Source organism: Bradyrhizobium sp. 137 (genome assembly GCF_023074095.1).
In the GTDB taxonomy this organism is placed as follows: Bacteria; Pseudomonadota; Alphaproteobacteria; order Rhizobiales; family Xanthobacteraceae; genus Bradyrhizobium.
In genome coordinates this window covers 231256-254974 of sequence record NZ_JADPKU010000053.1, presented here as the reverse complement: position 1 = coordinate 254974, position 23719 = coordinate 231256, and the positions used below count along the sequence as shown (strand labels likewise).

The window sequence follows — 23719 nt, the reverse complement described above, 5'->3', positions numbered from 1 at the left end:
AATTGACTCCTGCACTTACGGACTGAGTGCGACACGGAATCCATGCGTGGGGTAACGGACATTGGTGTCGTAACCATCGCGGTTTGACGGCCGCACATATCTTGAGTCGTTCTTCCAAGAGCCCGACCTCAGGACATGAGAGCTGCAATCTCCGCTGCTCCACGCCGAGCCGTCGCTCGGCGCGCCCTGATAGGTCCTGTGCCAGCAGTCCTCGACCCACTGATCGATGCCGCCGCCCATGTCATAGAGCCCGAATGGATTCGGCTTGAAGCTGCCGACCTTGGCCGGCTGCTCGGTCGCAAGATCACCGCAATCCTTGCACCCGGCCATGCCCGGCTGAAGCTTGTCGCCCCACCAATATTTCGTCTGCGTTCCGCCGCGCGCCGCATATTCCCATTCGGCTTCGCTCGGAAGCCGGTAGGGCTTCTTCGTCGCCTGCGCAAGCCACGTGACATATTGCTGCGCATCGGTCCAGCTCACATTGCTGACCGGGGCATCGTCCTTGCCGGTGGCCGTGAATCCGCACGCCTTGGCGGCGGCGCATTCGTTCCACTCCTGCACCGTCACCGGATATTTGCCGATCGAGAACGGCTTGACCGTGACCTGGTGGACAGGCCGTTCGGTCGGATCGTCATTGCTTCCCATCGCGAAGCTGCCGCCGCGAATGGCGATCATCCCGGGTTCGCGGGGCGGCGCCGCCGATGGGCTGGGTGCCGGTGACGGCGACGCAGCCAATGACGGAGATGGTTGCGGCGTCTGGGTCGCCGCCTCGCGCGGCAGCGGCTGGGGGATCGGTGATGCGGCCGGAGAAGCGGTTGGCGTGGCGGCGTGCTCGTCGATCCTGCCGGGCTGCGCCAAGAAATACCAGAGCACGCCTGTGGCGATCACCATGACGGTAATGCTCAGGAGGAAGATCAGGACATTCTCGCGCCGGCCTCGCGTCCTGCCGACAGCATCTGCGTCCGGCAGCACGCGATAGACGCGCACCGGATCGGTGATGTTCTTGACCTTGCGGTCCCCAAGCGACTCATAGCCGCACACCACCTTGTGCTTGATCTGCTCGTAGATCGCGCCCGAAATATAGACCTGACCGGGCTCGGCAATGCCCTCAATGCGTGTGGCAATGTTGACGCCATCGCCGTAGACATCGTCCGGCTCTACGATCACGTCGCCGAGATTGACGCCAATTCGGTATTCGAGCCGCGAATGCTTCGGAAGCGAGGCGTTGCGGCCGAGGAGATTTTGTTGAATGACAATGCTGCATCGAACGGCCTCAACAGGACTGTCGAAAATGGCGATGAAACCATCGCCCGTCGTCTTCACCAGACTTCCGTGGTGCTCGACGATGCTGGGCTGGATGATATCCCGCTCGATCCGCTTGACCCGGGCATGCGTTCCCTCCTCGTCAGCCTGCATCATGCGGCTGTAGGAGGCGATGTCGCCGACGATGATCGCCGCGAGACGACGAGGCATGGGGCCGTGCGGGGGCGGCCCATCCTGATTTCCGGATCTGAAGTTGCGAATTTCGCCCATTGCGGGGGGACTCCACAAACTTACAAGGCAGCCCCAGCTTACGACAGCCAAGGCCGTCGTTCTGTGAAGGCTACCACATTGACGAACCGAGACAATGTCGCAGCAATCGCCAGCATCGAGTTCCGAAGGATCGAAGCGCAACACCGCTTGAACCTTCTTGATCCCGCCGATGACTAAGGCCCGGCGCGAAAGCACAGGGCCGAGGCCGCGCCGCCGATGGTCGCACGAGCGACTTGCTCAGCTTGAACGCGGTGCGCCTCGCCTGCGTCTAACAGACAGCAGTTCTGTCCGGGTGCGGTCGAGTTGTCACGCGCTCGAGGGCATCATGAAGCTCTCGATCGTTGCTGCCCTGACTTTGGCTGCGCTGAGCAGCGTCGCCCGTGCCGACAAGGCCGACGAATATCCGTGAGGCCAGCAAGGCCGAAGCCGAAACCTTCAATGCGCGCATGTATGCCGGCGCGCCCGGCAACAAGGCCTATGCCTGCTTCGTGCGGCGCTACGATACCGAGCACCTGGCGCGGCACCCGAAGCAGAAGGTCGCCGCGATGAAGCTGCTGATCTCCGCAGAGATCGAGGAGGACCAGGAGCTCCACAACTCCTTCCGCCTCGGCTTCAGGTACCGTCACCGCCCCGGCGATTTCGATTCCAGCGGTTCGTGTAGCCACGCCGTGTTCACCAAGAGCGGCAACGAGGTGCGTCGACTGCGAGGGCGGCGGCATCGGTGTTGCGCTATCGAAGGACGACAAGTCGGCAATCGTGCGGCTCGAACGGGTGCGGGTCTAGCAGAACAACAAGCCGGACCACGAGGCCGAACAATCGCTGGTGGCCGGCGCGGACGACAGGATTTTCCGCCTCGACCGTACCGACACGAGCGAGTGCGCCTCTCTCGTGACCGACCGCAAGGAACTCGCCGCATTGCGTCACGACTGATATGTCTCCGGCGAATTCGGTCAGTCGAGCGAGATCGCCGTGAACCGCCGCAACCTCTTGTGGAGCGCCGTCTCGGCGCTGGGCGCGGCGCTTGAGCCCTCGCCTGCACAAGCCGCCACCGAAGCCAGCGCGGGCAGCAGGTTGAGGACCTCACCCGACGCTTCGCGTCGACCTCTCCTGCAAGCAAGCGGGAGAGGTTAGAGGGAGCCCCCGGTGCCGACTTCTCACTCATTCGCATCGCACTTGACGCATCCATAACTCTATGGTTATGAGTTCATCATAACTTATGAGTTATGGATCCTCCATGTCCGCCGCTCACGACCTCCTATTCAGGACGCTCGCCGATCCGACGCGGCGGGCGATCTTCGAGCGGCTGTGCCGCGAGGGCGAGCAGACGGTCGGAGCACTGACCGCGCGATCCGGCGTGTCACAGCCGGCGGTCTCGAAACATCTCGGCGTCTTGAAACAGGCCGGGCTGGTGCGCGACCGCCACGAGGGACGCCAGACCCATTACAGCGCGCAGCCCGGCGCGCTCAATCCGCTGATCGACTGGACCAGCCAGATGGCCGGCTTCTGGCAGAGGCGGCTCGACGCCCTCGACGATCTCCTGAAGAGGATGGACCAATGAACGAAGCCTCAAGCGAAACGCGCTCCGTGGTGATCGAGCGCGAATTTGCCGCCCCGGCGGAGCGAATCTGGCGCGCGCTGACGCAGCCGCATCTGATCGAGGAATGGCTGATGAAGAACGACTTCAAGCCCGTCGTCGGCCACCGCTTCAATCTTCGCGGCGAATGGGGCGGCGTGCTGGATTGCGAGGTGCTCACTATCGAGCCGGAAAAGACGCTCGCCTATACCTGGAATTTCTCGCATCAGGATGCGGCGTTCGACCTGAAAAGCGTCGTGACCTTCACGCTGACACCGACGGGCGCAGGCACTCATTTGCGTGTCGAGCAGGCGGGCTTCAGCCCGACGCAGAAGCAGGCTTATGGCGGCGCGCATGCCGGCTGGAAGCAGTTCTTTGCCAAGCTGGACGAGCTGCTGGCGCGGGCAGGCTAGCTCCGTCGGCGTCCATCCGATCCATTTCAAAAGGAGGTCCCAATGAGCACGCATATCTGGATTCGACAGATTCATCGCTGGCTGTCGATGGCTTTCACGCTCGCCGTCATCGCGAACATCGTCGCCATGGCCATGCAGGTCCAGGCGCTCTGGATCGGCTTCCTGGCGCTCGTCCCGCTCATTCCGTTGCTTGCGACCGGGCTATATTTGTTCGCGCTGCCCTATGTCAGCCGCAGCAACGCGTGAACGAGGCGAGATGATGAAAAACGTTGGCAGCGCGAAGAAGCACAGCACGACAGACTCGACTGAAGCTTCACCCTCCAAGCTGATCGATGGCAGGATCAAGGAGCTTGGCGACTGGCGCGGCGAGATGCTGGGGCGAATTCGCGAGCTGATCAAGGAGGCCGATCCTGATGTCGTCGAGGAGTGGAAGTGGCGCGGCGTTCCCGTGTGGGAGCACGACGGCATCATCTGCACCGGCGAGACCTACAAGGCTGTGGTCAAGATGACGTTCGCCAGGGGCGCGGCGCTGGAGGATCCGGCGGGCCTGTTCAATTCCAGCCTCGACGGAAACGTGCGGCGCGCGATCGATATTCGCGAGGGCGAGAAGCTCAACGAGAAAGCGTTGAAGGCACTGATCCGCGCGGCGGTAGAGCTGAATGCGAGCAAGGTGAAGAAGAGACCGGTGAAGCGGCCGGCTTAGAATACAACGGCCATGTTGGTCACTTGAGCAGCCGCGGGCTCGCTTCAACCTCTTCCGCTTGCGGGAGAGGTTGGCGCGTAGCGCCGGGTGAGGGCTCTCTCGTCTGGGGGAGTCCCACTGCGGAGACACCCTCTCCCCAATCCTCCCCCGCAAGCGGGGAGGGAGCGCACCTTCGCCGGCGTCTAGCTGAGTCTCAGCCAATCAGGCGTCGCGCGTACCAAACCGCCTCAGGCTGCCGCGGTGATCGGGCGCGGGCTCACGACATATTCGCGCAGGACCTTGTCGTTCGCGTCGACCTCGATCAGTGCGACGTCATACGTCCAGAGATCGGCCAGGTGCTGGAGCACGCGCTTGGCGTCGGTCTCGTTGAGCTGCGAGCCTTTGATGACGTGGTGATGCAGGATCAGCCGGCGGTCGCCGGAGAGATCGACGTCGACGACCTCGATATTGGCGTCGATGTAGCCGACATCGTGCTGCCGTGCCAGCTCGCGGCGGACGCGGCGGAAGCCGCGCTCATCGTGGATGGCGTCGACCCGGATCCCCGCGCGCTCCTCGGGATCGTCATGCAGGTGGAACATGCGGAAGTGCCGCATCAGCTTCGGGCTCAGGAACTGGCCGACGAAGCTCTCGTCGCGGTAATTGGCCCAGACGTCGCGCAGCACGCCCATCACGTCGTTCTTGCCGGCGATATCGGGGAACCATTCGCGGTCCTCATCTTCCGGCCTGGTGACGATGCGCTCGATGTCCTGCATCATGGCGAAGCCGAGCGCATAGGGATTGAAGCCGGAGAAGCGCGGATCGTCGAATTCTGGCTGGAACACCACGTTGGTGTGCGACCCCAGGAACTCGAGGAAGTTGCCGTCGGTGATGCGGCCCTGCTCGTGCAGCTTGGTCATGATGCGGTAGTGGACGTAGGTCGCCGTCCCCTCGTTCATGACCTTGGTCTGGCTCTGTGGATAGAAATACTGCGCGATGTGGCGGACGATGCGCAGCAATTCGCGCTGCCACGGGGCCAGCCGCGGTGCGCTCTTCTCCAGGAAGTACAGCAAATTCTCCTGCGGCAAGCCGAGCAGCTTGCGGCGGCGTTCGACGCTGAGTGCGGACCGGCTCTTGGCAACCCCCTTCGGGACCGTGCGCCAGAGATCGTTGAAGACCTCCTCCTCATGCTGACGGCGGCGCCCTGCCCGCTTCTCTTCAGCGCGCAAATCGAGCTTCTTCTTGCCGGGATAGCGGTCGATACCGTGCGACATCAGCGCGTGCGCAGCGTCGAGCGTGCGCTCGACCTCGATGCGGCCGTAGCGCTCCTCGCAGCTCGCGACATAATTCTTGGCGAAGTCGAGATAATCCAGGATGCCGTCGGCGTCGGTCCACTGCTTGAACAGATAATTGTTCTTGAAGAAGTGGTTGTGGCCGAAGGCCGCGTGCGCGATCACCAGCGTCTGCATCGTCGCCGTGTTCTCCTCCATCAGGTAGGAGATGCAGGGCGAGGAGTTGATCACGATCTCGTAGGCGAGCCCCATCAGGCCCTTGCGATAGGAGGCCTCATGGAACGCAAAATGCTTGCCGAACGACCAGTGCTTGTAGAACAGGGGCATGCCGACCGACGAGTACGCGTCCAGCATCTGCTCGGCGGTGATGACCTCGATCTGGTTCGGATAGACGTCGAGCCCGAGATCCTGCAACGCCACCTCCTCGCAGGCATCGGTGATACGCTGCAAGGTGTGGAAATCCCAATCCGCGCCTTCGAACAAGCGTTCCGTCATGGAGCGGCCTTCTCCTGGCTGGTTTCGCGGCGTTGGAACAGGTCGTGGAACACCGGAAAGATCTCGCTGCGCTCCGAGACCTTGCGCATCGAGAGCGGTGCGCCGCTGCTGCGCAGGCGCTCGTAAAGGGTCCAGAGCGAGGAGTCGGAGAGATCGAAGGCACTACCGCCGGACTCGCCGACCTCGAGATAGGCAAAAAACTGACAGACCGGCAGGATCTTATCGGTCAGCAGCAGGCCCGTGAGCTCGCCGTCGGAATAGGAATTGTCGCCGTCGGAGGCTTGCGCGGCATAGATGTTCCAGTCCGCCGGATTGAAGCGCTCGCGCACGATCTCGTGCATCGCCTGGAGCGCGCTGGAGACCAGCGTGCCGCCCGAGGCCGGGCCGTAGAAAAAGGTCTGCTCGTCGACCTCCTCGGCGCGGTCAGTGTGCCGGATGAAGACGATCTCGACATGCTTGTAGCGGCGCTTCAGAAATACGTAGAGCAGCATGTAGAAGCGCTTGGCGAGATCCTTCATGTGCTCGGACATCGAGCCCGAGACGTCCATCAGGCAGAACATCACCGCCTGCGCCACCGGCCGCGGCACCGTCTCGAAGCGGCGGTAACGGATGTCGAGCGGGTCGATGAAAGGGATGCGCTTGGATTTCGCCTTGAGTTTTGCGAGCTTGTCGAGCAACTCGACGCGAACCTCCTCGTCGGTGCAGGCGGCGATCTCGGCCTCCAGCTCCTCGATCTCGCTCTTGCGGGGACGCCGGAGCGCGATGCGGCGGGCGAGTGCGAGCTGAACCGTCCGGCTCACTGAGATGTTGGCCGGCGAGCCCGAGGTGGTGTAGCCGGCGCGCTGGATGCCCTCGCTCTCGGTCTGCGCGATCTTGCGCTTGGCAAGATCGGGCAGTTCGAGGTCGTCGAGGAAAAGGTCGACGAACTCGTCGCGGCTCAGCACGAACCGGAAGGCATCCTCGCTGTCGCCCTCGCCCGGACCGGAATCCTTGGCGCTGCCCTGGCCCGAGCGCTGGAGATAGTCTCCCTCGACGAACTTCTTGTTTCCGGGCAGCACCATGTCGCGCGTGCCGCCCTCCCGGCGGAAGCGCGGCTCGTGCATTCCGTCGAGCGGGATCGTGACCTCACCACCCTCCAGGACGTCCTTGATGTCGCGTTCCTGCGAGGTCTTCTTGACGGCGCCCTGCACCAGGGATTTGGCCCGACGCAAGAACCGCTGCCGGTTCTCAAGACTCTTGCCGCCTGGATTCAGGCGCCTGTCAATAATGTGAATGGCCACTTTCCCATCCGCCTCAACCGGCCTGCTTCACGCGCATGTACCATTCGACGAGCCGGCGAACCTGACGCTCGGTGTAGCCGCGCTCCACCATGCGTGCGACGAACTCGCCGTGCTTCTTCTCCGTCTCGCCGTCCTTCTTGGACCCGAAGGAGATGACCGGAAGCAGATCCTCGACCTGGGAGAATATCCGCTTTTCGATCACATCGCGAATCTTCTCGTAGGAGGTCCAGGTCGGGTTCTTGCCGCCGTTCTGGGCCCGCGAGCGTAACGAGAATTTGACGACCTCGTTGCGGAAGTCCTTCGGGTTGGCAATGCCCGCCGGCTTCTCGATTTTGGTCAGTTCCTGGTTCAAAAGCTCGCGATCGAGCAGCTGGCCGGTGTCGGGATCCTTGAAGTCCTGATCCTCGATCCAGGCGTCGGCGTAATCGACGTAGCGGTCGAACAGGTTCTGGCCGTAATCGGAGTAGGATTCGAGATAGGCCTTCTGGATCTCGTTGCCGATGAACTCGGCATAGCGCGGCGCGAGCTCCGCCTTGATGAACTCGAGATAACGTTTCTCGGTTTCCTCCGGAAGCTGCTCGCGGCGGATCGCCTGCTCCAGCGCGTACATCAGGTGCACGGCGTCGGCGGCGACCTCCTGCGGGTCGTGATTGAAGGTCGCAGCCAGGACCTTGAAGGCGAAGCGGGTGGAGACACCGTCCATGCCCTCGTCGACACCGGCGGCGTCGCGATATTCCTGGACGCTGCGCGCCTTCGGATCGGACTCTTTCAGGCTCTCACCGTCATACACCCGCATCTTGCCGAACAGCGTGGAGTTCTCGTGCTTGCGCAAGCGCGACATCACCGAGAACCGCGCCAGCGTCTCCAGTGTCGACGGCGCGCAAGGAGCCGATGCGAGCTCGGAACCCTGGATCAGCTTCTCGTAGATCTTCTGCTCTTCGGTGACCCTGAGGCAGTACGGCACCTTGATGACGCAGATCCGGTCGATGAAGGCCTCGTTGTTCTTGTTGGCCTTGAAGCTCGCCCACTCGGCTTCGTTGGAATGTGCGAGGATGATGCCGGTGAAGGGGATCGCGCCGATGTTCTCGGTGCCGATATAGTTGCCTTCCTGCGTCGCGGTCAGCAGCGGATGCAGCATCTTGATCGGCGCCTTGAACATCTCGACGAACTCGAGCACGCCCTGGTTGGCGCGATTGAGGCCGCCGGAATAGCTGTAGGCGTCCGGATCGTTCTGCGCATAGGTCTCGAGCTTGCGGATGTCGACCTTGCCGACCAGCGAGGAGATATCCTGGTTGTTCTCGTCACCGGGCTCGGTCTTGGCGATCGCGATCTGCCGAAGCCGCGACGGCTGGATCTTGGCGACGCGGAATTGCGAGATATCGCCGCCGAAGGCTTCCAGCCGCTTGTAGCACCACGGGCTCATCAGTCCGGTGAGGCGCCGGCGCGGAATTCCGTACTTCTCTTCCAGCATCGGCCCGAGCTGATCGGGATCGAACAGGCTGAGTGGGCTCTCGAACACGGGCGAAAGTTCATCGCCGGCCTTCAGCACGTAGATGGGGTGCACTTCCATCAGCGACTTCAACCGCTCGGCGAGCGAGGATTTGCCGCCGCCGACCGGGCCGAGCAAATAAAGGATCTGCTTGCGCTCCTCCAAACCTTGCGCGGCGTGGCGGAAGAAACCGACGATGCGCTCGATGGTTTCTTCCATTCCGTAGAAGCCGGCGAAGGCCGGATAGGTGCGGATCGTGCGGTTCAAAAAAATACGGCCAAGGCGTGGGTCCTTGGCCGTGTCAATCGTCTGGGGTTCGCCGATGGCAGCTAGCAGGCGTTCGGCCGCGTTCGCGTATTTCATGGGATCGCTTCGACACGATTCCAGATATTCCGCCATCGATAAGTCGTGCTGGCTTCTCGCCTCGAACGACCGAGCGAAAGCGTTGAATAGAGAATCGTTGTACATGATCCCTCTCCGCGTGAGTTCCGCTACAAGCTGAAACGAATGCAGTTACCGGACCGTTCCTCAGGCCGTTTCGAATCAGCGTGAGCACATGACGATCATTGGACACCCGGGTGCCGGCTCGACGCAACGCACAACGTAGGCACTCGTTGAGTTACGAACAGGCACATGCCTGTAATTTGAGCGAATCTACATCCATATTGGCTCATTTCCAGAAAATGTCACTTGCTCGCAACATCCGGGCATTACCGGGGAGAAAGCTCATCCGGCGCTGCAGCATAGCGGTCTGCCAGCGGCGATCTTATGACGCTTGTACGGCGAAGCCTTGAGCGCCGCGTTCATCTTCCTGCTGCAATGCGGTGCGTGGACCGGCGGCAGCAATCGGGACAAGCGTGCAGCGACGTATCCAAATCGGTCGAACGGCTCTCCGATCGAAGACGATGCGATTGCCACGCGCAGATTTCTGCGCGCCGCGATCAACAGCCGCAGTGCGTCACGGGTTACGTCACTTCAGGATCGCAGCAGCCTCGATGCTCGTGGCCGGCGCAACGGATTGCGGAGCTTGGCAACGACGAGCATGAGAACGTCAGGATGTGCTGCATGCTTCTCAGCACAGCCATTTCGCCGCCGCGCGACAGACGGATCGGAGGCCGCCGGTGGCACTCCATGTCGCTGCCGGCTGCTGCCGCCTGGATCGCCATGATCGCGGCCCAGTTACACCTGAGGGTATGACTCCCGTCCCCTTGATTGGTTCCCTCGCGGGGGCATGTAAGCTAGAGCATAGCGCGTCAGGACCGGCGCGGAAACCCCTCGCCCGCAGGCTTGGAGATAGATAAACATCATGAATCCCGTCAAAGAACTGGAAAAGCACGGACAAGCCGTCTGGCTCGACTTCCTGGCCCGCGGCTTCATCGCCAAGGGCGACCTGAAGCGACTGATCGATACCGACGGCGTCAAAGGGGTCACCTCCAATCCCTCGATCTTCGAGAAGGCAATCGGCAGCTCGGACGAATACGATGCGCCGATCGGCAAGGCGCTGAAGCGTGGCGACCGCGCCGTGGCCGACCTGTTCGAAGCCGTTGCGGTCGAGGACATCCAGAACGCCGCCGACGTGCTGCGCCCGGTCTACGACCGCCTCAAGGGAGGCGACGGCTATGTCAGCCTGGAGGTCTCGCCCTATCTGGCGATGGACACCGCCGGCACGGTCACCGAGGCGCGGCGGCTCTGGAAGGACGTCAACCGCAAGAATTTGATGGTGAAGGTACCGGCGACGCCGGAGGGCCTGCCGGCGATCGAACAGCTCATCGGCGACGGCATCAGCATCAACATCACGCTGCTGTTCTCCAGGGACGTCTACCTGAAGGTCGCCGAGGCCTATCTCGCCGGTCTGGAGACATACGTCGCCGGCGGCGGCGACCCGTCGCATGTTGCGAGCGTCGCGAGCTTCTTCGTCAGCCGGATCGACTCGGTGGTCGACAAGCAGCTCGACGAGAAGATCGCCCGCGCCAACGATCCCTCCGAAAAGGAACGGCTCGCCGCGCTCAAGGGCAAGGTCGCGATCGCCAATGCCAAGATCGCCTATCAGGATTTCAAGCGCCTGTTCTCGGGGCCACGCTGGGACAAGCTCGCCACCAAGGGCGCCAAGCCGCAGCGCATGCTGTGGGCGTCCACCGGCACCAAGAACAAGGATTACAGCGATGTCCTCTATGTCGAGGAACTGATCGGCCCCGACACCATCAACACGGTGCCGCCGGCGACGCTGGACGCGTTCCGCGATCACGGCAAGCCGCGCGACAGCCTGGAAGAGAATGTCGACGACGCCCGCCGCGTGCTCGAGGAGCTGGAGCGCTCCGGCATTTCGCTCGATGCGATCACCGAGGAGCTGGTCAAGGACGGGGTCAAGCAGTTTGCCGATGCCGCCGACAAGCTCTATGGCGCCGTCGCGCACAAGCGGGCCGTGGTGCTCGGCCCGGCGCTCGACCGCCAGCTGCTCTCGCTCGGCGACGGGCTCGGCAAGAGCCTGGCCAAGAGCACCGAGGAATGGCGCGCATCTGCCAAGATCCGCAGGCTGTGGGCGCGCGACAAGTCGGTCTGGACCGGCACCGACGAGGACAAATGGCTGGGCTGGCTCGACAGCGCGGCAAGGGCCGACATCGCCGACTACGAGGACTATGCGGGCCGCGTGAAGGGGCAGAAATTCTCCGACGCCGTCGTGCTCGGCATGGGCGGTTCGAGCCTCGGGCCGGAGGTGCTGGCCGAAACCTTCGGGAAAAAGCCCGGCTTCCCAAAACTGCATGTGCTGGATTCCACCGACCCGGCCGAAGTGCGGGCAGTGGAGGCCAGGATTGACATCGCCAACACCGTCTTCATCGTCTCCAGCAAGTCCGGCGGCACCACCGAGCCGAACGCGATGAAGGACTATTTCCATGAGCGGGTTGCCAAGGCGGTTGGGCCGAAGGTGAAGACCGGCCACCGCTTCATCGCGGTGACCGATCCGGGCTCGTCGCTGGAGAAAGCCGCGAAGAAGCTGAAATACGCCCGCATCTTCCACGGCGAACCCACGATCGGCGGCCGCTATTCGGTGCTCTCGCCGTTCGGCCTGGTGCCGGCGGCAACCGCAGGCATAGACGTCAAGACCTTCATCAAGCATGCGCTGGCGATGGCCCGCTCCTGCGGACCGGACGTGCCGCCATCCGAGAACCCGGGCGTGCAGCTCGGCCTCGCCATGGGCCTCGCCGGCCTTGAAGGCCGCGACAAGGTGACGATCCTGGCATCGAAGAAGATCGCCGATTTCGGCGCCTGGGCCGAGCAGCTGATCGCGGAATCGACCGGCAAGGAGGGCAAGGGCCTGATCCCGATCGAGGGCGAGCCGCTGGGCGAACCCGCGATTTACGGCGACGACCGCTTCTTCATCGACATCCGCATCGAAGGCGAGGCGGACGCGGCCCATGATTCCAAGCTTGCCGCGATCGAAGCCGCCGGGCATCCCGTGGTGCGGATCGTCATGAAGTCGATCGACCATCTCGGCCAGGAGTTCTTCCGCTTCGAGATGGCGACGGCCGTGGCCGGCAGCATTCTCGGTATCAACCCGTTCGACCAGCCGGACGTGGAAGCGGCCAAGATCAAGACCCGCGAGCTCACTTCAGAGTTCGAGAAGACCGGCGCGCTGCCGGCCGAGCAGCCGGTGGTCAGCACCGATGAAGCTGACCTCTACACCGATGAAGCCAACGCCACGGCGCTGCGCGCCGCCGGCGCCAATGGCGACCTTACCTCATGGCTGAAGGCGCATCTGTCGCGCTCGGGCCACGGCGACTATGTCGCCCTGCTCGGCTACATCGCGCGCGACAAGACCACCATCGACGCACTTCAGGCCATGCGGCTCGAAGTGCGCGAGAAGCGGCATGTCGCGACCTGCGCCGAATTCGGACCGCGCTTTCTGCACTCCACCGGGCAGGCCTACAAGGGCGGGCCAGATAGCGGCGTGTTCCTCCAGATCACCGCCGACGACGCCAAGGATCTGCCGGTGCCGGGCCAGAAGGCGAGCTTTGGGGTGATCAAAGCGGCGCAGGCGCGCGGCGATTTCGACGTGCTCACCGACCGGGGCCGGCGCGCGCTGCGCGTCCACCTGAAGGGCGGGCTCAAGAAAGGTCTCGCGGCGCTCAACACGGCGCTTAACGACGCATTGGACTAAAGGAAGCTCTCACATGCAACTCGGCATGATCGGCCTCGGCCGGATGGGCGGCAACATCGTTCGCCGCCTGATGCGTCACGGTCATTCGACCGTGGTCTACGACAAGGACGCCAAGGCCGTCGCCGGCCTTGCCGCAGATGGCGCGATCGGCTCCGCGACGCTCGAGGAATTCATCTCGAAACTCGAGCGGCCGCGCACCGCCTGGGTGATGCTGCCTGCGGGGCGTATCACCGAGACCACGATCGAGACGATCGCGGGCGTGATGCAGGCGGGCGACGTCATCATCGACGGCGGCAACACCTTCTGGCAGGACGACGTCCGCCGCGGCAAGGTGCTGAAGGAGCGCGGCATCCACTATGTCGACGTCGGCACGTCCGGGGGAGTGTGGGGGCTCGACCGCGGCTATTGCATGATGATCGGCGGCGAGAAGCAGGTGGTGGACCGGCTCGATCCGATCTTCGCCGCGCTCGCGCCCGGCGCCGGCGACATTGCGCGCACGCCGGGGCGCGAGGGCCGCGATCCCCGCATCGAGCAGGGCTACATCCATGCCGGCCCTGTCGGTGCCGGCCATTTCGTCAAGATGATCCATAACGGCATCGAATACGGTCTGATGCAGGCCTATGCCGAAGGTTTTGATATCCTCAAGAATGCCAATATCGAGGCGCTGCCGGCGGACCACCGTTACGATTTCGATCTCGCCGACATTGCCGAGGTGTGGCGGCGCGGCAGCGTGATCCCATCCTGGCTGCTCGACCTCACCTCGACGGCGCTCGCCGACAGCCCGGCATTGGCGGAATATTCCGGCTTCGTCGAGGATTCCGGCGAAGGACGCTGGACCGTGAATGCGGCGATCGACGAGGCGGTGCCTGCCGAAGTGTTGACCGCGGCCCTCTACACACGTTTCCGCTCCCGCAAGGAACACACCTTCGCCGAGAAAATTCTCTCCGCAATGCGCGCCGGGTTCGGCGGCCACAAGGAGCCGAAGCAGCCCGGCGTGCCGAAGTCCAAATAGTTCGAAGCTGCAGTGAAACGTACTCAAGCGAAGGCCAACAATTCGTGACAAAAGACCCGCAGCCAAAGCGCAAGCCGGAAAATTGCGCCTTCGTCATCTTTGGCGTGACCGGAGATTTGACCCATCGGCTGGTGATGCCATCGCTCTACAATCTCGCCGCCGAAGACCTTTTGCCGGAGAAATTCTGCGTCGTCGGCGTGGGCCGCAAGGCACAATCGGATGACGAGCTGCGCGACAGCCTGATGAAGGGCCTGCGCGAGTTTGCAACGCGCCCGGTTGACGACGTCGTCGCAAAACAGCTGCTGCAATGCGTGACCTTCGTCGAGGCGGATGCGAAGGATCCGCCGTCGTTCGACCGCTTGGGCGAGCATCTCGACACGCTGGAATGCTCAGAAGGCACCGGCGGCAACCGGCTGTTCTATCTCGCCACCCCGCCAGCGGCTTTCGCGCCGACCGCGCGCGAGCTCGGCCGCACCGGCCTGATGAAGCAGAACGGCACCTGGAGGCGCCTCGTGATCGAGAAGCCGTTCGGCACCGACCTCGCCTCGGCGCGCGCGCTGAACGCCGAACTTTTGAAGATCATGGATGAGCACCAGATCTACCGGATCGATCATTACCTCGGCAAGGAGACGGTGCAGAACATTCTGGTGCTGCGCTTTGCCAACGGCATGTTCGAGCCGATCTGGAATCGCAACCATATCGACCACGTTCAGATCACGGTAGAGGAGAAGCTCGGCGTCGGCCATCGCGGCGGCTTCTACGATGCCACCGGTGCGCTCCGCGACATGGTACCGAACCATCTGTTCCAGTTGATGTCGCTGGTGGCGATGGAGCCGCCGAGTCGTTTCGACGCCCATTCCGTCCGCTCGGAGAAGGCCGAGGTTCTCACCGCGATCCAGCGGCCGAGCCAGCAGGAAGCGTTGAGGAGCTCGGTGCGCGCGCAATATCTCGCCGGCCGCATCGGCGACGAGGAGATTCCGGACTATCGCAAGACGGCGGACGTCAAGCCCGGCAGCACCACCGAGACCTATGTCGCGCTCAAACTGATGATCGACAATTGGCGCTGGGCCGGCGTCCCCTTCTATTTGCGCACCGGCAAGGCGCTGAGCCACAAGCGCACGGAGGTCGCGATCAAGTTCAAGCAGGCGCCGCTGTCGATGTTCTCAGGCACGACGGTCGACCGCCTGTCGCAAAACTTTCTCACCATTGGCATTGCACCGACCGAGACCATCGAGCTCCAGTTCAACGCCAAGATCCCGGGACCGAGCGTCACCGTCGACGGCGTCGAGATGAAGTTCCGCTATGGCGATTATTTCCACGCCGATCCCTCGACCGGCTACGAGACACTGATCTACGATTGCATGATCGGCGATAACATCCTGTTCCAGCGCGCCGACGGCATCGAGGCCGGGTGGGATGCGGTGCAGCCGTTCCTGGACGCCTGGCAAAGCGCGGGCACCAACGGCATCGAGACCTACAAAGCCGGCAGCGACGGCCCGGCCTGCGCGGACGAGCTGCTCCGGCGCGACGGACGAAGCTGGCGGAAGTACTCGTGATGGAAGCAGCCGAGCAGCCGAAGCTGATCGTCGCGGCCGACGCCGAGGCGTTGGCGCTTACCGCGGCCGAACGGGTTATGGCGCGGATCGCCGCCAATCCCTCGCGCATCGCAATCTGCCTCACCGGCGGCTCCAGCCCGAGGAAGCTCTATCAATTGCTCGGCAGCGATGCCTGGCGCGAAAGAATTCCGTGGGAGCGCGTGCACTGGTTCATCGGCGACGAGCGTTTCGTGTCGGAAAGCGATCCCCTCAACAACATGGCGGCCGCCCGCGCGACCTTCCTCGATCGCAGTGCGCCCTCAGGCCATATCCATCCGATCCCAACCACGGCCGAAAATCCTGATCGCGCCGCCGAGGCCTATGCTCGCGAGCTGCAAGCCTTCTATGGCGCTGACCGGCTCGATGCGGCACGGCCGCTGTTCGACATGGTCCTGATGGGCGTAGGCCCGGACGGCCACACCGCTTCGCTGTTTCCCGGCTATTCCGAAGTTGAGGAGACCGAACGCTGGGTCGTCGGGGTGCCCAAGGCCAGTGTCGCGCCGTTCGTCCCGCGGGTCTCGCTCACCCTGCCCGTTCTGGCATCCTGCCGCGAAATGCTGTTCGGGATCGCCGGGCACGACAAGCGGCCGATCTTGACGCGCCTCCTCAATGGCGAGACTCTGCCGGCGTTGCGCGCGCGTTCGAATGGTGAGACCGTTTGGCTGGTGGACCAGGCCGCGCTTCCGGAGGGAATTCGTGGCGGGCGTTGAAGCACCTTGTGCATTGATCGTGATGGGCGTGTCTGGCTCGGGCAAGAGCACGATTGCGGCGGCGCTCGGCGAGCGCCTCGGCTGGCGCTTCAAGGACGGCGACAGCTTTCATCCCGCCAGCAATGTCGAGAAAATGAAGGCGGGCCATCCGCTCACCGACGAAGACCGCTGGCCTTGGCTCAATGCCATCGCCGACGAGATCGCGCGGGTCTGCGGACGCGGCGAGCACGTCATCATCGCCTGCTCGGCGCTCAAACACGCCTATCGTGACGTGCTGCTGCGCGGACGCGACGACGTCCGCTTCGTCTTCCTGAAAGGCACGAAGGAGCTGATTGCCGAGCGGCTCGCCCACCGCAAGGGTCATTTTATGCCGCCCGAGCTGTTGACCAGCCAGTTCAACACGCTGGAGCCGCCGGAGGCGGGCGAGCACGTCATCACCGTCTCGATCGACGAATCCGTCGAGGCGATCGTGGACGGCGTGGTGCGGCAATTGAGGTTGGGCGGGGCGAAGCGCTAAGGCCAAGATATCTGAATAAGAAAACCTGAATTAAGGTCCTGCCATGACGAAGATCTCACTGGTCGTCTCCGACGTCGACGGCACGCTGCTGACCAAGGACAAGACGCTGACGGAGCGCGCGAGGTCTGTCGTGCAGCGGCTGCACCAGGCAGGCATCGGCTTCACCATCACCTCCAGCCGCCCCGCGATCGGCATGCGCTTCCTGATCGAGCCGCTGGCGCTCTGGCTTCCGGTCGGGCCGTTCAACGGCTCCTCGATCGTCGATCCCGAGATGAGACCGGTCGAGCAGCACCTTATCCCGGCGGGCGCGGCCGAGAGATCGCTGCGGATCCTCCGCGAATACGGCGCCGACGTCTGGCTCTTCACCACCGACAAATGGCTGATCGACAATCCCGAGGGCAGCTACGTCGCGCATGAGCAGCGCACGATCCGCGCCGATCCGACCATCGTGACGGATTTTTCGCCGTACCTTGCGAGCGCCTGCAAGATCGTCGGCGCCAGTGCCGATGCCGCCGGCCTCGAGCGGTGCGAGAAGGCGATGCAGGAGGCGCTCGGCAACGAGGCCACAGCAGTACGTTCGCAAACCTACTATCTCGACATCACCCCGCCCGGCTTCAACAAGGGCACCTTCGTGCAGGCGATGGCCAATCGCCTCGGCATTTCCACCGACGCGGTCGCCACCATCGGCGATATGCAAAACGACCTCGCGATGTTCCGCGTCAGCGGCGTCTCGATTGCCATGGGTAATGCCGCTGACAACGTCAAGGACCACGCCACTCACGTCACCGCGACCAACGAGCAGGACGGTTTTGCGGAGGCGATAGAGATGATCTTGAAGCGGAATGGGGTGGGCTGAGTTTGCCGCCAGCTGGTTTCAACCTCTCCGCTTGCGGGAGAGGTCGCCGCGTAGCGGCGGGTGAGGGTTCTCTCCTCTTAACTGTTTTCGCCCAGCGGAGACACCCCCCGCAAGCGGGAGAGGGAGCGCACCTCGGTAGCGGAAGCAATTAACCTACTCTCGGCAGGCGCCCGCTGCGTCACTACTACTGCGAGCGCTGCACGGCCGGCTTCTCGCTCTCCTGCCTGGCCGCCGACAGATTATGCGCAGTGTTGATCAGCGCGATGTGGGTCAGCGCCTGCGGGAAGTTGCCGGTCTGGCGCCGTGCCACGGAATCATATTCCTCCGCCAGCAGCCCGACATCGTTCGCAATGCCCACCACGCGATCGAACAACACTTGTGCTTTGTCGAGATCGCCCGACAGCACATGAGCATCGGCCAGCCACAGCGTGCAAGCCAGGAACGCGCCTTCGAGCGGCGGCTGCCCCGCCGGCAGCTCGCGCGGGTCATGCCGCAGCACGAAGCCGTCGCGCATCAGCCATTTCTCGACAGCGGCGATGGTGCCGCGGATCCGTGGATCCAATGGCGACAGGAACCCGACGGCAGGCAACAGCAGCACGCTGGCATCGAGCAGCTTCGAGCCGTAGGACTCGACGAACGTGTTTTCGCCCGCATCGAAGCCGTGGTTGCAGACGTCACGATGAATGGCCTCGCGCAAGGCCTGCCAGTGCAACAGCGGCGCCTTGAAGCCGAAGGTCTCGGCACTCTTGATGCCGCGATCGAAGGCGACCCAGGTCATGACCTTGGAGAAGACGTAGTGCTTGGGCTGCCCGCGGCGCTCCCAGATGCCGTGATCGGGCCGGTCCCAGACCTCGGCGAGATGATTGAGCACCGCGCATTCCAGCGCCCAGGTCTCCTCGTCGAGCTTGAGCTTGGCCATGCGCGACTGGTGGAAAGCGTCAATCAACTCGCCATAGACGTCGAGCTGAAGCTGCGCATGCGCGGCATTGCCGATGCGCACCGGCTTGGCGCCCTCATAGCCGTCGAGCCAGCCCGCCTCCCATTCCAACAGCCGGCGCTGGCCCCAGATGCCGTACATGATCTGCATGTTCGACGGCGAGCCGGCGGCGGCGCGCAGGAGCCAATTGTGCCACGCCAAGGCCTCCTCGGTGTAGCCCGAGTTCATCAGCGCCAGCAGCGTGAAGGTGGCATCGCGCAGCCAGCAGAAGCGGTAGTCCCAGTTCCTGCTGCCCCCGAGCTTCTCCGGCAATGACGTGGTCGGTGCCGCGACGATGCCGCCGGTCGGGGCGAAGGTCAGCGCCTTCAGCGTGATCAGCGAGCGCATGATGAGATCGTGATAGTTGCCATCGCGGGTGCAGTGGCTGCACCAGTCCTGCCAGAACCTTTCGGTCTCCTCGAGCGCGATCTCTGGATCGATCGACTCGGCCGGCGGCAGATGCGAGGGGCCGTAGGTCAGCACGAACGGTACGGTCTCGCCGGCCGTCACCTTGAAGTCGGAAACCGTGGTCAGATTCTCCCCGCGGGTCTCAACAGGCGTGCGCAGCACAGTCATGTCCTGGCCGGCAATTGCCATCAGGGAATGGTCGATCCGTCGCACCCACGGAATGTCGGCCCCGAAGCCGAAGCGGATCACGAGCTCCATCCGCATCTTCACCGCACCCTTGATGCCGCGGACCAGCCGCACGATATCAGACGCCTTGCCGCGCGGCGGCATGAAGTCGATCAGCGCGACCGTGCCACTGTCCGTTTCGAAGCGGGTTTCGAGGATGAGTGAATCGCCAAGATAACGGCGCGACGTAGCCGTGACATCCTCGCTGGGTGCAATCAGCCAGCGGCCGTTCCTGTGGGTGCCGAGGATCGCGACAAAGCAGGCGTCGGAATCGAAGGCCGGCCAGCACAGCCAGTCGATCGAGCCGTTGCGCCCGACAAGCGCGGCCGTCTCGCAATCGCCAATCAGCGCATAGTCCTCGATCTTCTGAGACAAAGTCGTCGAGCCTAGATTTCAGCTTCCGCCATTCAATGAACGTTCCCGCGTCGCGGCCTTCAAAGCCGCGAGATCGATCTTGGACGCGATCTTGTCGAGCGTAACAGGGAGCCGCTGGCGCCAGTTCGGATGCTCGTCGATCGTGCCGGGAATGTTGGGCTGGTCGATCACGCCGAGCAGATCCTCCAGCGACACCGCGAGCAGCCGCGACGGCGTGCGCGACAGGAAGGCGAGCACCGAATAGAGGTCGTTCGCATTGATGCCGTTCTGGCGCAAAATCTCGTCGAGCCTGCCGAGCGCATCCCAGCGCGCCTGATCGTTCTCGCCGGGATCGATACCGAGCGAGCGCTTCATCCTGAGATCGCCGAACGAGCGCCAACCGGCATAGGTCGACAGGTCATGGGTGTTCAGCGTGACCAGTGCGTTGGGCCGGTAGTGGTCGACGTTGCGGAAATGGCCGGTATCGTCGCGCTCGAACATCATGACGAGGTAGGACCAGATGCCGAAATCCTGCATCATCTCGCGGAAGCCTTCCGGCACGGTGCCGAGGTCCTCGCCGATCACGATGCATTTATGGGCCGCGCTCTCGCACGCCACCGCCGCCAGCAGCGCCTCGAACGGCATCTGCACATAGGCGCCGTTGTCGGGCTTGAAGCCGCGCGGCACCAGATAAAGCCGCTTCAAGCCGAGCACGTGATCGAGCCTGATGGCCCCAGCATGGCGCATCGAAGCGGCGAGCATGTCGGCGAACGGCACGAAGGATTGAGCTTCCAGGCCGCCTGCGTTGAAGCCGGCAAGACCCCAGTCCTGGCCGACGGTATTGAGCACGTCGGGCGGCGCACCGACGGCGAGATGGCGGGAAATCGCCATCTGCTCGTTCCAGGCATCGAAGCCGTTGGATTGCACGCCGACGGCAACGTCGAGATAGAGTCCGACGCGCATGCCGAGCTGGCTCGCCAGCTCCTTGGCCGCGTGCAACTGGCTGTCAGCCGTCCATTGCACGAATTCGACGAACTCGACGTCGCGCTTGTCGGCCCCATTGCGCAGCTCGGCGCATTGCGCATCGTCAGGCTTTTGCCATTCCACCGGCCATTCCCACCATGGCGCGGTGAAGCGATGACGCAGCACCTCGAAGCAGGCAAAGCGGGACAACAGCGGCGCGCGGGCGGCGCGGAAAGCGTCGAACTCCTTGCGGCGCGCTTCGCTCGCGCTCGTCACGAAACTGTTGTAGGCAGCGCGCAGGCCCAGCCATTTCAACGCCGCCATGTCCGTATAGGGCACACGGTCGCCTTCGCGCAGCCGCGCTGCAGTCGCGGCGGCATCCGGCACGAGGTCGGCCGAGAATTCCGGGATCGCCTCGACGTCGATATAGAGCGGATTGAGAAACAGGCGGCTGTTCGGCGAATAGGGACTGCAATCGGCCGGGTGGTCGTCGAACAGCACATGCAGCGGATTGAGCCCGACACCGTCGGCTCCCAATTGCTTGGCGAGCCGGACGAGATCGGCCAGGTCGGTAAAATCGCCGATGCCCCAATTGCGGCTGGAGCGGACGCTATAGAGCTGCACGGCAAGCAGCCAGCCGCGGTCGAAATCGCCGCCGAACGCGCGCTCGGGCGCCACGATCATCGGCACCTCTTCCGTCACGCCTTCCGCGTCGGTCAGAGTCAAACGATGATAGCCGAGCGGCAGGCCGGCAGGCCAGGCGATCACGGGCTCGCGCGTCTCGCCTTGCGCGATCATTTTGCCGTTTGCCGTCAACTTCCATTGCAGGGGTGGCGCACCGATGGCCGCCAATTCCGTTCGCGGATGCCCTAAGGCGCGCACCACGACCGGCCCGCCGACAAAGCGGTAAACCCGCTTTTCCGGCAGGGCGTCGAGGATCGATTTGAGGGCCACGGGGTCGGTGACCCGCAGCTTTCCCAAGGCATCAACGAATTCAGATTGAACGCCCTTGATCCGGGCTTGAGCTAAAAGATCCATTCGGCACGCAGCTTGCAAGCCACCCACTCGCCGGGGGCATCGATTTTAACGAGGCAGCGGAAGACGTTAGTCGGGCTTAACTCACAAACTGCGCCTGCCGTTCCCAGGGGGAACTAATGACACACAAGCGGCTTTCTATATAGGTCTCAAGCGTAGGTTCCCGACAAGGGAAACGGGCCCCTGCTTTCTTGTCAATGGCATCACCGTGAACAAGACAATTCAAACTGTCGAAAGTGCCGCAGCCGGCAGCGCTTTCCTCATCGAAGACGTCTATCCCTCGATTGAGGGCGGCCGCTTTGCAGTGAAGCGGATCGCGGGCGACCGGGTCGATGTCTGGGCCGACATCTATCGTGACGGTGATGCCGTGATCGGCGCCGCGCTGCTATGGCGCCGTGAGCAGGACCGCGAATGGCAGCGTGAGCCGATGACCCATCACGGTAATGACCGCTGGTCGGGCGCCTTCGTCCCGACCGAGGCCGGGCAATACATCTACGCTATCGAAGCCTGGACCGACGAGTTCGCCACCTGGTCCCACGGCATCGCGCGCAAGCAACGCTCCGGTGCGGACGTCACCCTCGACGCCATCGAGGGCGCCGGCCTGTTGACCAAGGCGCATGGCGCGCAACAAGACGCAGCACTGGTTATCCTCAGGCAGTGCGAGGATTTTCTTCAGAGCGGCGACGTCGGCCCGCTGCTCGCAACCGAGCTCGGCGAAGCCATGGCCGAGAGCCAGTCGCGGCCCGACCTCACCCGCTCAGCTTCTTTTCCGCTGATCATCGACCGCGATAGGGCACGCTTTGGCGCCTGGTACCAGATGATGCCGCGCAGCCAGAGCCGGATCCCCGGCCGGCATGGCACGCTGAGAGACTGCATCGCCCGCGTGCCCGACATCGCCGCGATGGGGTTCGACGTGCTCTACTTCACGCCGATCCACCCGATCGGCCACACCCGCCGCAAGGGCCGCAACAATGCGCCGGTGGCGGGTGAAGGCGATCCCGGCTCGCCCTATGCGATCGGCACCACGGAAGGCGGACACGATGCGCTGCATCCCGAGCTCGGCACGATCGAGGATTTCCGCGCACTGGTTGCGACCTGCCTGGAGTACGGTCTCGAGCTCGCGCTCGACTTCGCCGTGCAATGCTCCCCGGACCATCCCTGGCTGACGCAGCATCCGGAATGGTTCAGGTGGCGGCCGGATCGCTCCGTGCGGACGGTGGATGGCGCCTATTCGGATATCGTCATCCCCGATTTCAACTCCGTCGACAGGGCTGGGCTGTGGAACGCGTTTCGCGATGCCATGCTGTTCTGGATCGATCATGGTGTGACCATTTTCGCCATCGACAATCACGACACCGCGCCATTTCCGTTCTGGGAGTGGCTGATCCGCGACATCCGCCGCCGACATCCCGAAGTGATCCTGTTCTCCAAGACCTTCGCCCGACCGAAGCTGATGAAGGGGCTCGCCAAGCTCGGCTTCGCGCAGTCCTTCACCTATTTCCCCTGGCGCACCTCGCGGTGGGAGCTGGAGCAATATCTCGGCGAACTGACCCGTTATCCCGAACGCGACTTCTATCGCCCGAACCTGTTCGTCAACACAGCCGACCTGCTGCCCTTTCACCTCCAGAGCGGCGAAGCCTGGGCATTCAAGTCGCGCCTTGCGCTGGCCGCGACGCTGTCGGGCAGTTACGGCATCTACAGTGGCTTCGAGCTGCTTGAGCACACGGCGATCCCCGGCCGTGAAGAATATCTGGATTCCGAGAAATACCAGATCAAGCAGCGCGACTGGGACACGCCCGGCAACATCAAGCCCTACATCACCGCGCTCAATCGCGTCCGCAACGAGAATGCGGCGCTCCAGCAAACGGCCAATTTGCGCTTCCTCGGTATCGAGGACGGCGAAACCATTGCCTTCGTGAAGGAGGCCGCCGAGCCTGCCCACACCGTCGTCGTCGTAATCGCGCTGTCGCGCCATGCGCGCGAATTCTGGCTGCCGCTCGGTGACGTCACTGTTGACGCCAGCGGGCAGCGACATCATGTTGCGGCACTCGAAAACCTCCTCACCGGCGAACGGTCCTGCATCGAATGGGGCGGGGTCAGGTTGCGTATCGATCCCGATCGCGATCCGGCGCTCCTGTTCCGCGGCCTGGCGTAAGGG

Annotated in this window: 17 protein-coding genes and 1 pseudogene; 12 read left to right on the top strand and 6 right to left on the bottom strand. The window is 63.4% G+C overall.

The genetic code is table 11. The features are described from left to right. Positions 1 to 15: 15 nt before the first annotated feature. Positions 16 to 1533 carry an SUMF1/EgtB/PvdO family nonheme iron enzyme gene (locus tag IVA78_RS15100; RefSeq protein WP_247278353.1) on the bottom strand — a complete coding sequence of 506 codons (1518 nt, stop codon included), beginning with the start codon at positions 1531 to 1533 and terminating at the stop codon, positions 16 to 18. Between the two features lie 325 nt (positions 1534 to 1858). Here IVA78_RS15100 and IVA78_RS15095 point away from each other — a divergent pair. From IVA78_RS15095 to IVA78_RS15075, 5 genes and pseudogenes are all read left to right on the top strand, one after another. Then, positions 1859 to 2463 (top strand): annotated as a pseudogene (locus IVA78_RS15095) (hypothetical protein). A 304-nt stretch (positions 2464 to 2767) separates the two neighbouring features. Continuing rightward, positions 2768 to 3091, top strand: coding sequence for a metalloregulator ArsR/SmtB family transcription factor (locus IVA78_RS15090; RefSeq protein ID WP_247449812.1), 324 nt, complete (start codon positions 2768 to 2770; stop codon positions 3089 to 3091). Further along, positions 3088 to 3519 carry an SRPBCC domain-containing protein gene (locus tag IVA78_RS15085; RefSeq protein WP_247278351.1) on the top strand — a complete coding sequence of 144 codons (432 nt, stop codon included), beginning with the start codon at positions 3088 to 3090 and terminating at the stop codon, positions 3517 to 3519. Before IVA78_RS15090 ends, IVA78_RS15085 begins: the two co-directional genes overlap by 4 nt. A gap of 42 nt (positions 3520 to 3561) precedes the next feature. Next, positions 3562 to 3765: a hypothetical protein gene (locus IVA78_RS15080; RefSeq protein WP_247278350.1), complete on the top strand. Its 204-nt coding sequence runs from the start codon at positions 3562 to 3564 to the stop codon at positions 3763 to 3765. 13 nt (positions 3766 to 3778) lie between these two features. Beyond that, complete coding sequence (locus IVA78_RS15075) at positions 3779 to 4222, top strand: DUF1801 domain-containing protein (protein ID WP_247278602.1); 444 nt, start codon at positions 3779 to 3781, stop codon at positions 4220 to 4222. A gap of 227 nt (positions 4223 to 4449) precedes the next feature. Here the strand turns inward: IVA78_RS15075 and IVA78_RS15070 are convergent, their stop codons facing one another. The 3 genes from IVA78_RS15070 to IVA78_RS15060 are packed head-to-tail and all read right to left on the bottom strand — an operon-like array spanning position 4450 to position 9222. Further along, positions 4450 to 5985, bottom strand: coding sequence for a SpoVR family protein (locus tag IVA78_RS15070; RefSeq protein WP_247278349.1), 1536 nt, complete (start codon positions 5983 to 5985; stop codon positions 4450 to 4452). Continuing rightward, positions 5982 to 7259, bottom strand: coding sequence for a YeaH/YhbH family protein (locus IVA78_RS15065; RefSeq protein WP_247278601.1), 1278 nt, complete (start codon positions 7257 to 7259; stop codon positions 5982 to 5984). Before IVA78_RS15065 ends, IVA78_RS15070 begins: the two co-directional genes overlap by 4 nt. 19 nt (positions 7260 to 7278) lie before the next feature. After that, a complete protein-coding gene (locus IVA78_RS15060) occupies positions 7279 to 9222 on the bottom strand; it encodes a PrkA family serine protein kinase (protein WP_247278348.1) in 1944 nt (647 codons plus the stop codon). A gap of 838 nt (positions 9223 to 10060) precedes the next feature. On the opposite strand from IVA78_RS15060, the gene IVA78_RS15055 reads away from it, so the two are divergent. From IVA78_RS15055 to IVA78_RS15030, 6 genes are read left to right on the top strand one after another with little or no spacing between them, the layout of a single operon-like run. Continuing rightward, the gene (locus IVA78_RS15055) at positions 10061 to 12910 is read left to right on the top strand and encodes a bifunctional transaldolase/phosoglucose isomerase (protein ID WP_247466135.1); all 2850 of its coding nucleotides are present in this window, start codon (positions 10061 to 10063) and stop codon (positions 12908 to 12910) included. 13 nt (positions 12911 to 12923) lie between these two features. After that, positions 12924 to 13922, top strand: coding sequence for a phosphogluconate dehydrogenase (NAD(+)-dependent, decarboxylating) (gene gnd / locus IVA78_RS15050; protein WP_247278346.1), 999 nt, complete (start codon positions 12924 to 12926; stop codon positions 13920 to 13922). A gap of 44 nt (positions 13923 to 13966) precedes the next feature. Next, positions 13967 to 15478, top strand: a complete 1512-nt coding sequence (gene zwf, locus IVA78_RS15045) for a glucose-6-phosphate dehydrogenase (RefSeq protein WP_247278345.1) — start codon at positions 13967 to 13969, stop codon at positions 15476 to 15478. Then, positions 15478 to 16227, top strand: a complete 750-nt coding sequence (pgl, locus tag IVA78_RS15040) for a 6-phosphogluconolactonase (protein ID WP_247278600.1) — start codon at positions 15478 to 15480, stop codon at positions 16225 to 16227. Before zwf ends, pgl begins: the two co-directional genes overlap by 1 nt. Then, positions 16214 to 16744 carry a gluconokinase gene (locus IVA78_RS15035; RefSeq protein ID WP_247278344.1) on the top strand — a complete coding sequence of 177 codons (531 nt, stop codon included), beginning with the start codon at positions 16214 to 16216 and terminating at the stop codon, positions 16742 to 16744. The genes pgl and IVA78_RS15035 overlap by 14 nt, the downstream gene beginning before the upstream one ends. Positions 16745 to 16787: 43 nt before the next feature. After that, entirely contained in the window at positions 16788 to 17600 is an 813-nt protein-coding gene (locus tag IVA78_RS15030; protein ID WP_247449809.1) for an HAD family hydrolase, read from the top strand. A gap of 184 nt (positions 17601 to 17784) precedes the next feature. Here IVA78_RS15030 and IVA78_RS15025 read toward each other — a convergent pair whose 3' ends face one another. Together IVA78_RS15025 and malQ are read right to left on the bottom strand one after the other, a co-directional pair. Beyond that, entirely contained in the window at positions 17785 to 19584 is a 1800-nt protein-coding gene (locus IVA78_RS15025; RefSeq protein ID WP_247278342.1) for a glycoside hydrolase family 15 protein, read from the bottom strand. Positions 19585 to 19602: 18 nt separating this feature from the next. After that, positions 19603 to 21564 (bottom strand): 4-alpha-glucanotransferase, encoded by a 1962-nt coding sequence (malQ, locus tag IVA78_RS15020; protein WP_247278341.1) that lies wholly within the window; start codon positions 21562 to 21564, stop codon positions 19603 to 19605. A gap of 205 nt (positions 21565 to 21769) precedes the next feature. Between malQ and IVA78_RS15015 the strand changes: the two genes are divergently transcribed. Beyond that, the gene (locus IVA78_RS15015) at positions 21770 to 23716 is read left to right on the top strand and encodes a maltotransferase domain-containing protein (protein ID WP_247278340.1); all 1947 of its coding nucleotides are present in this window, start codon (positions 21770 to 21772) and stop codon (positions 23714 to 23716) included. The last annotated feature ends 3 nt before the right edge of the window (positions 23717 to 23719 follow it).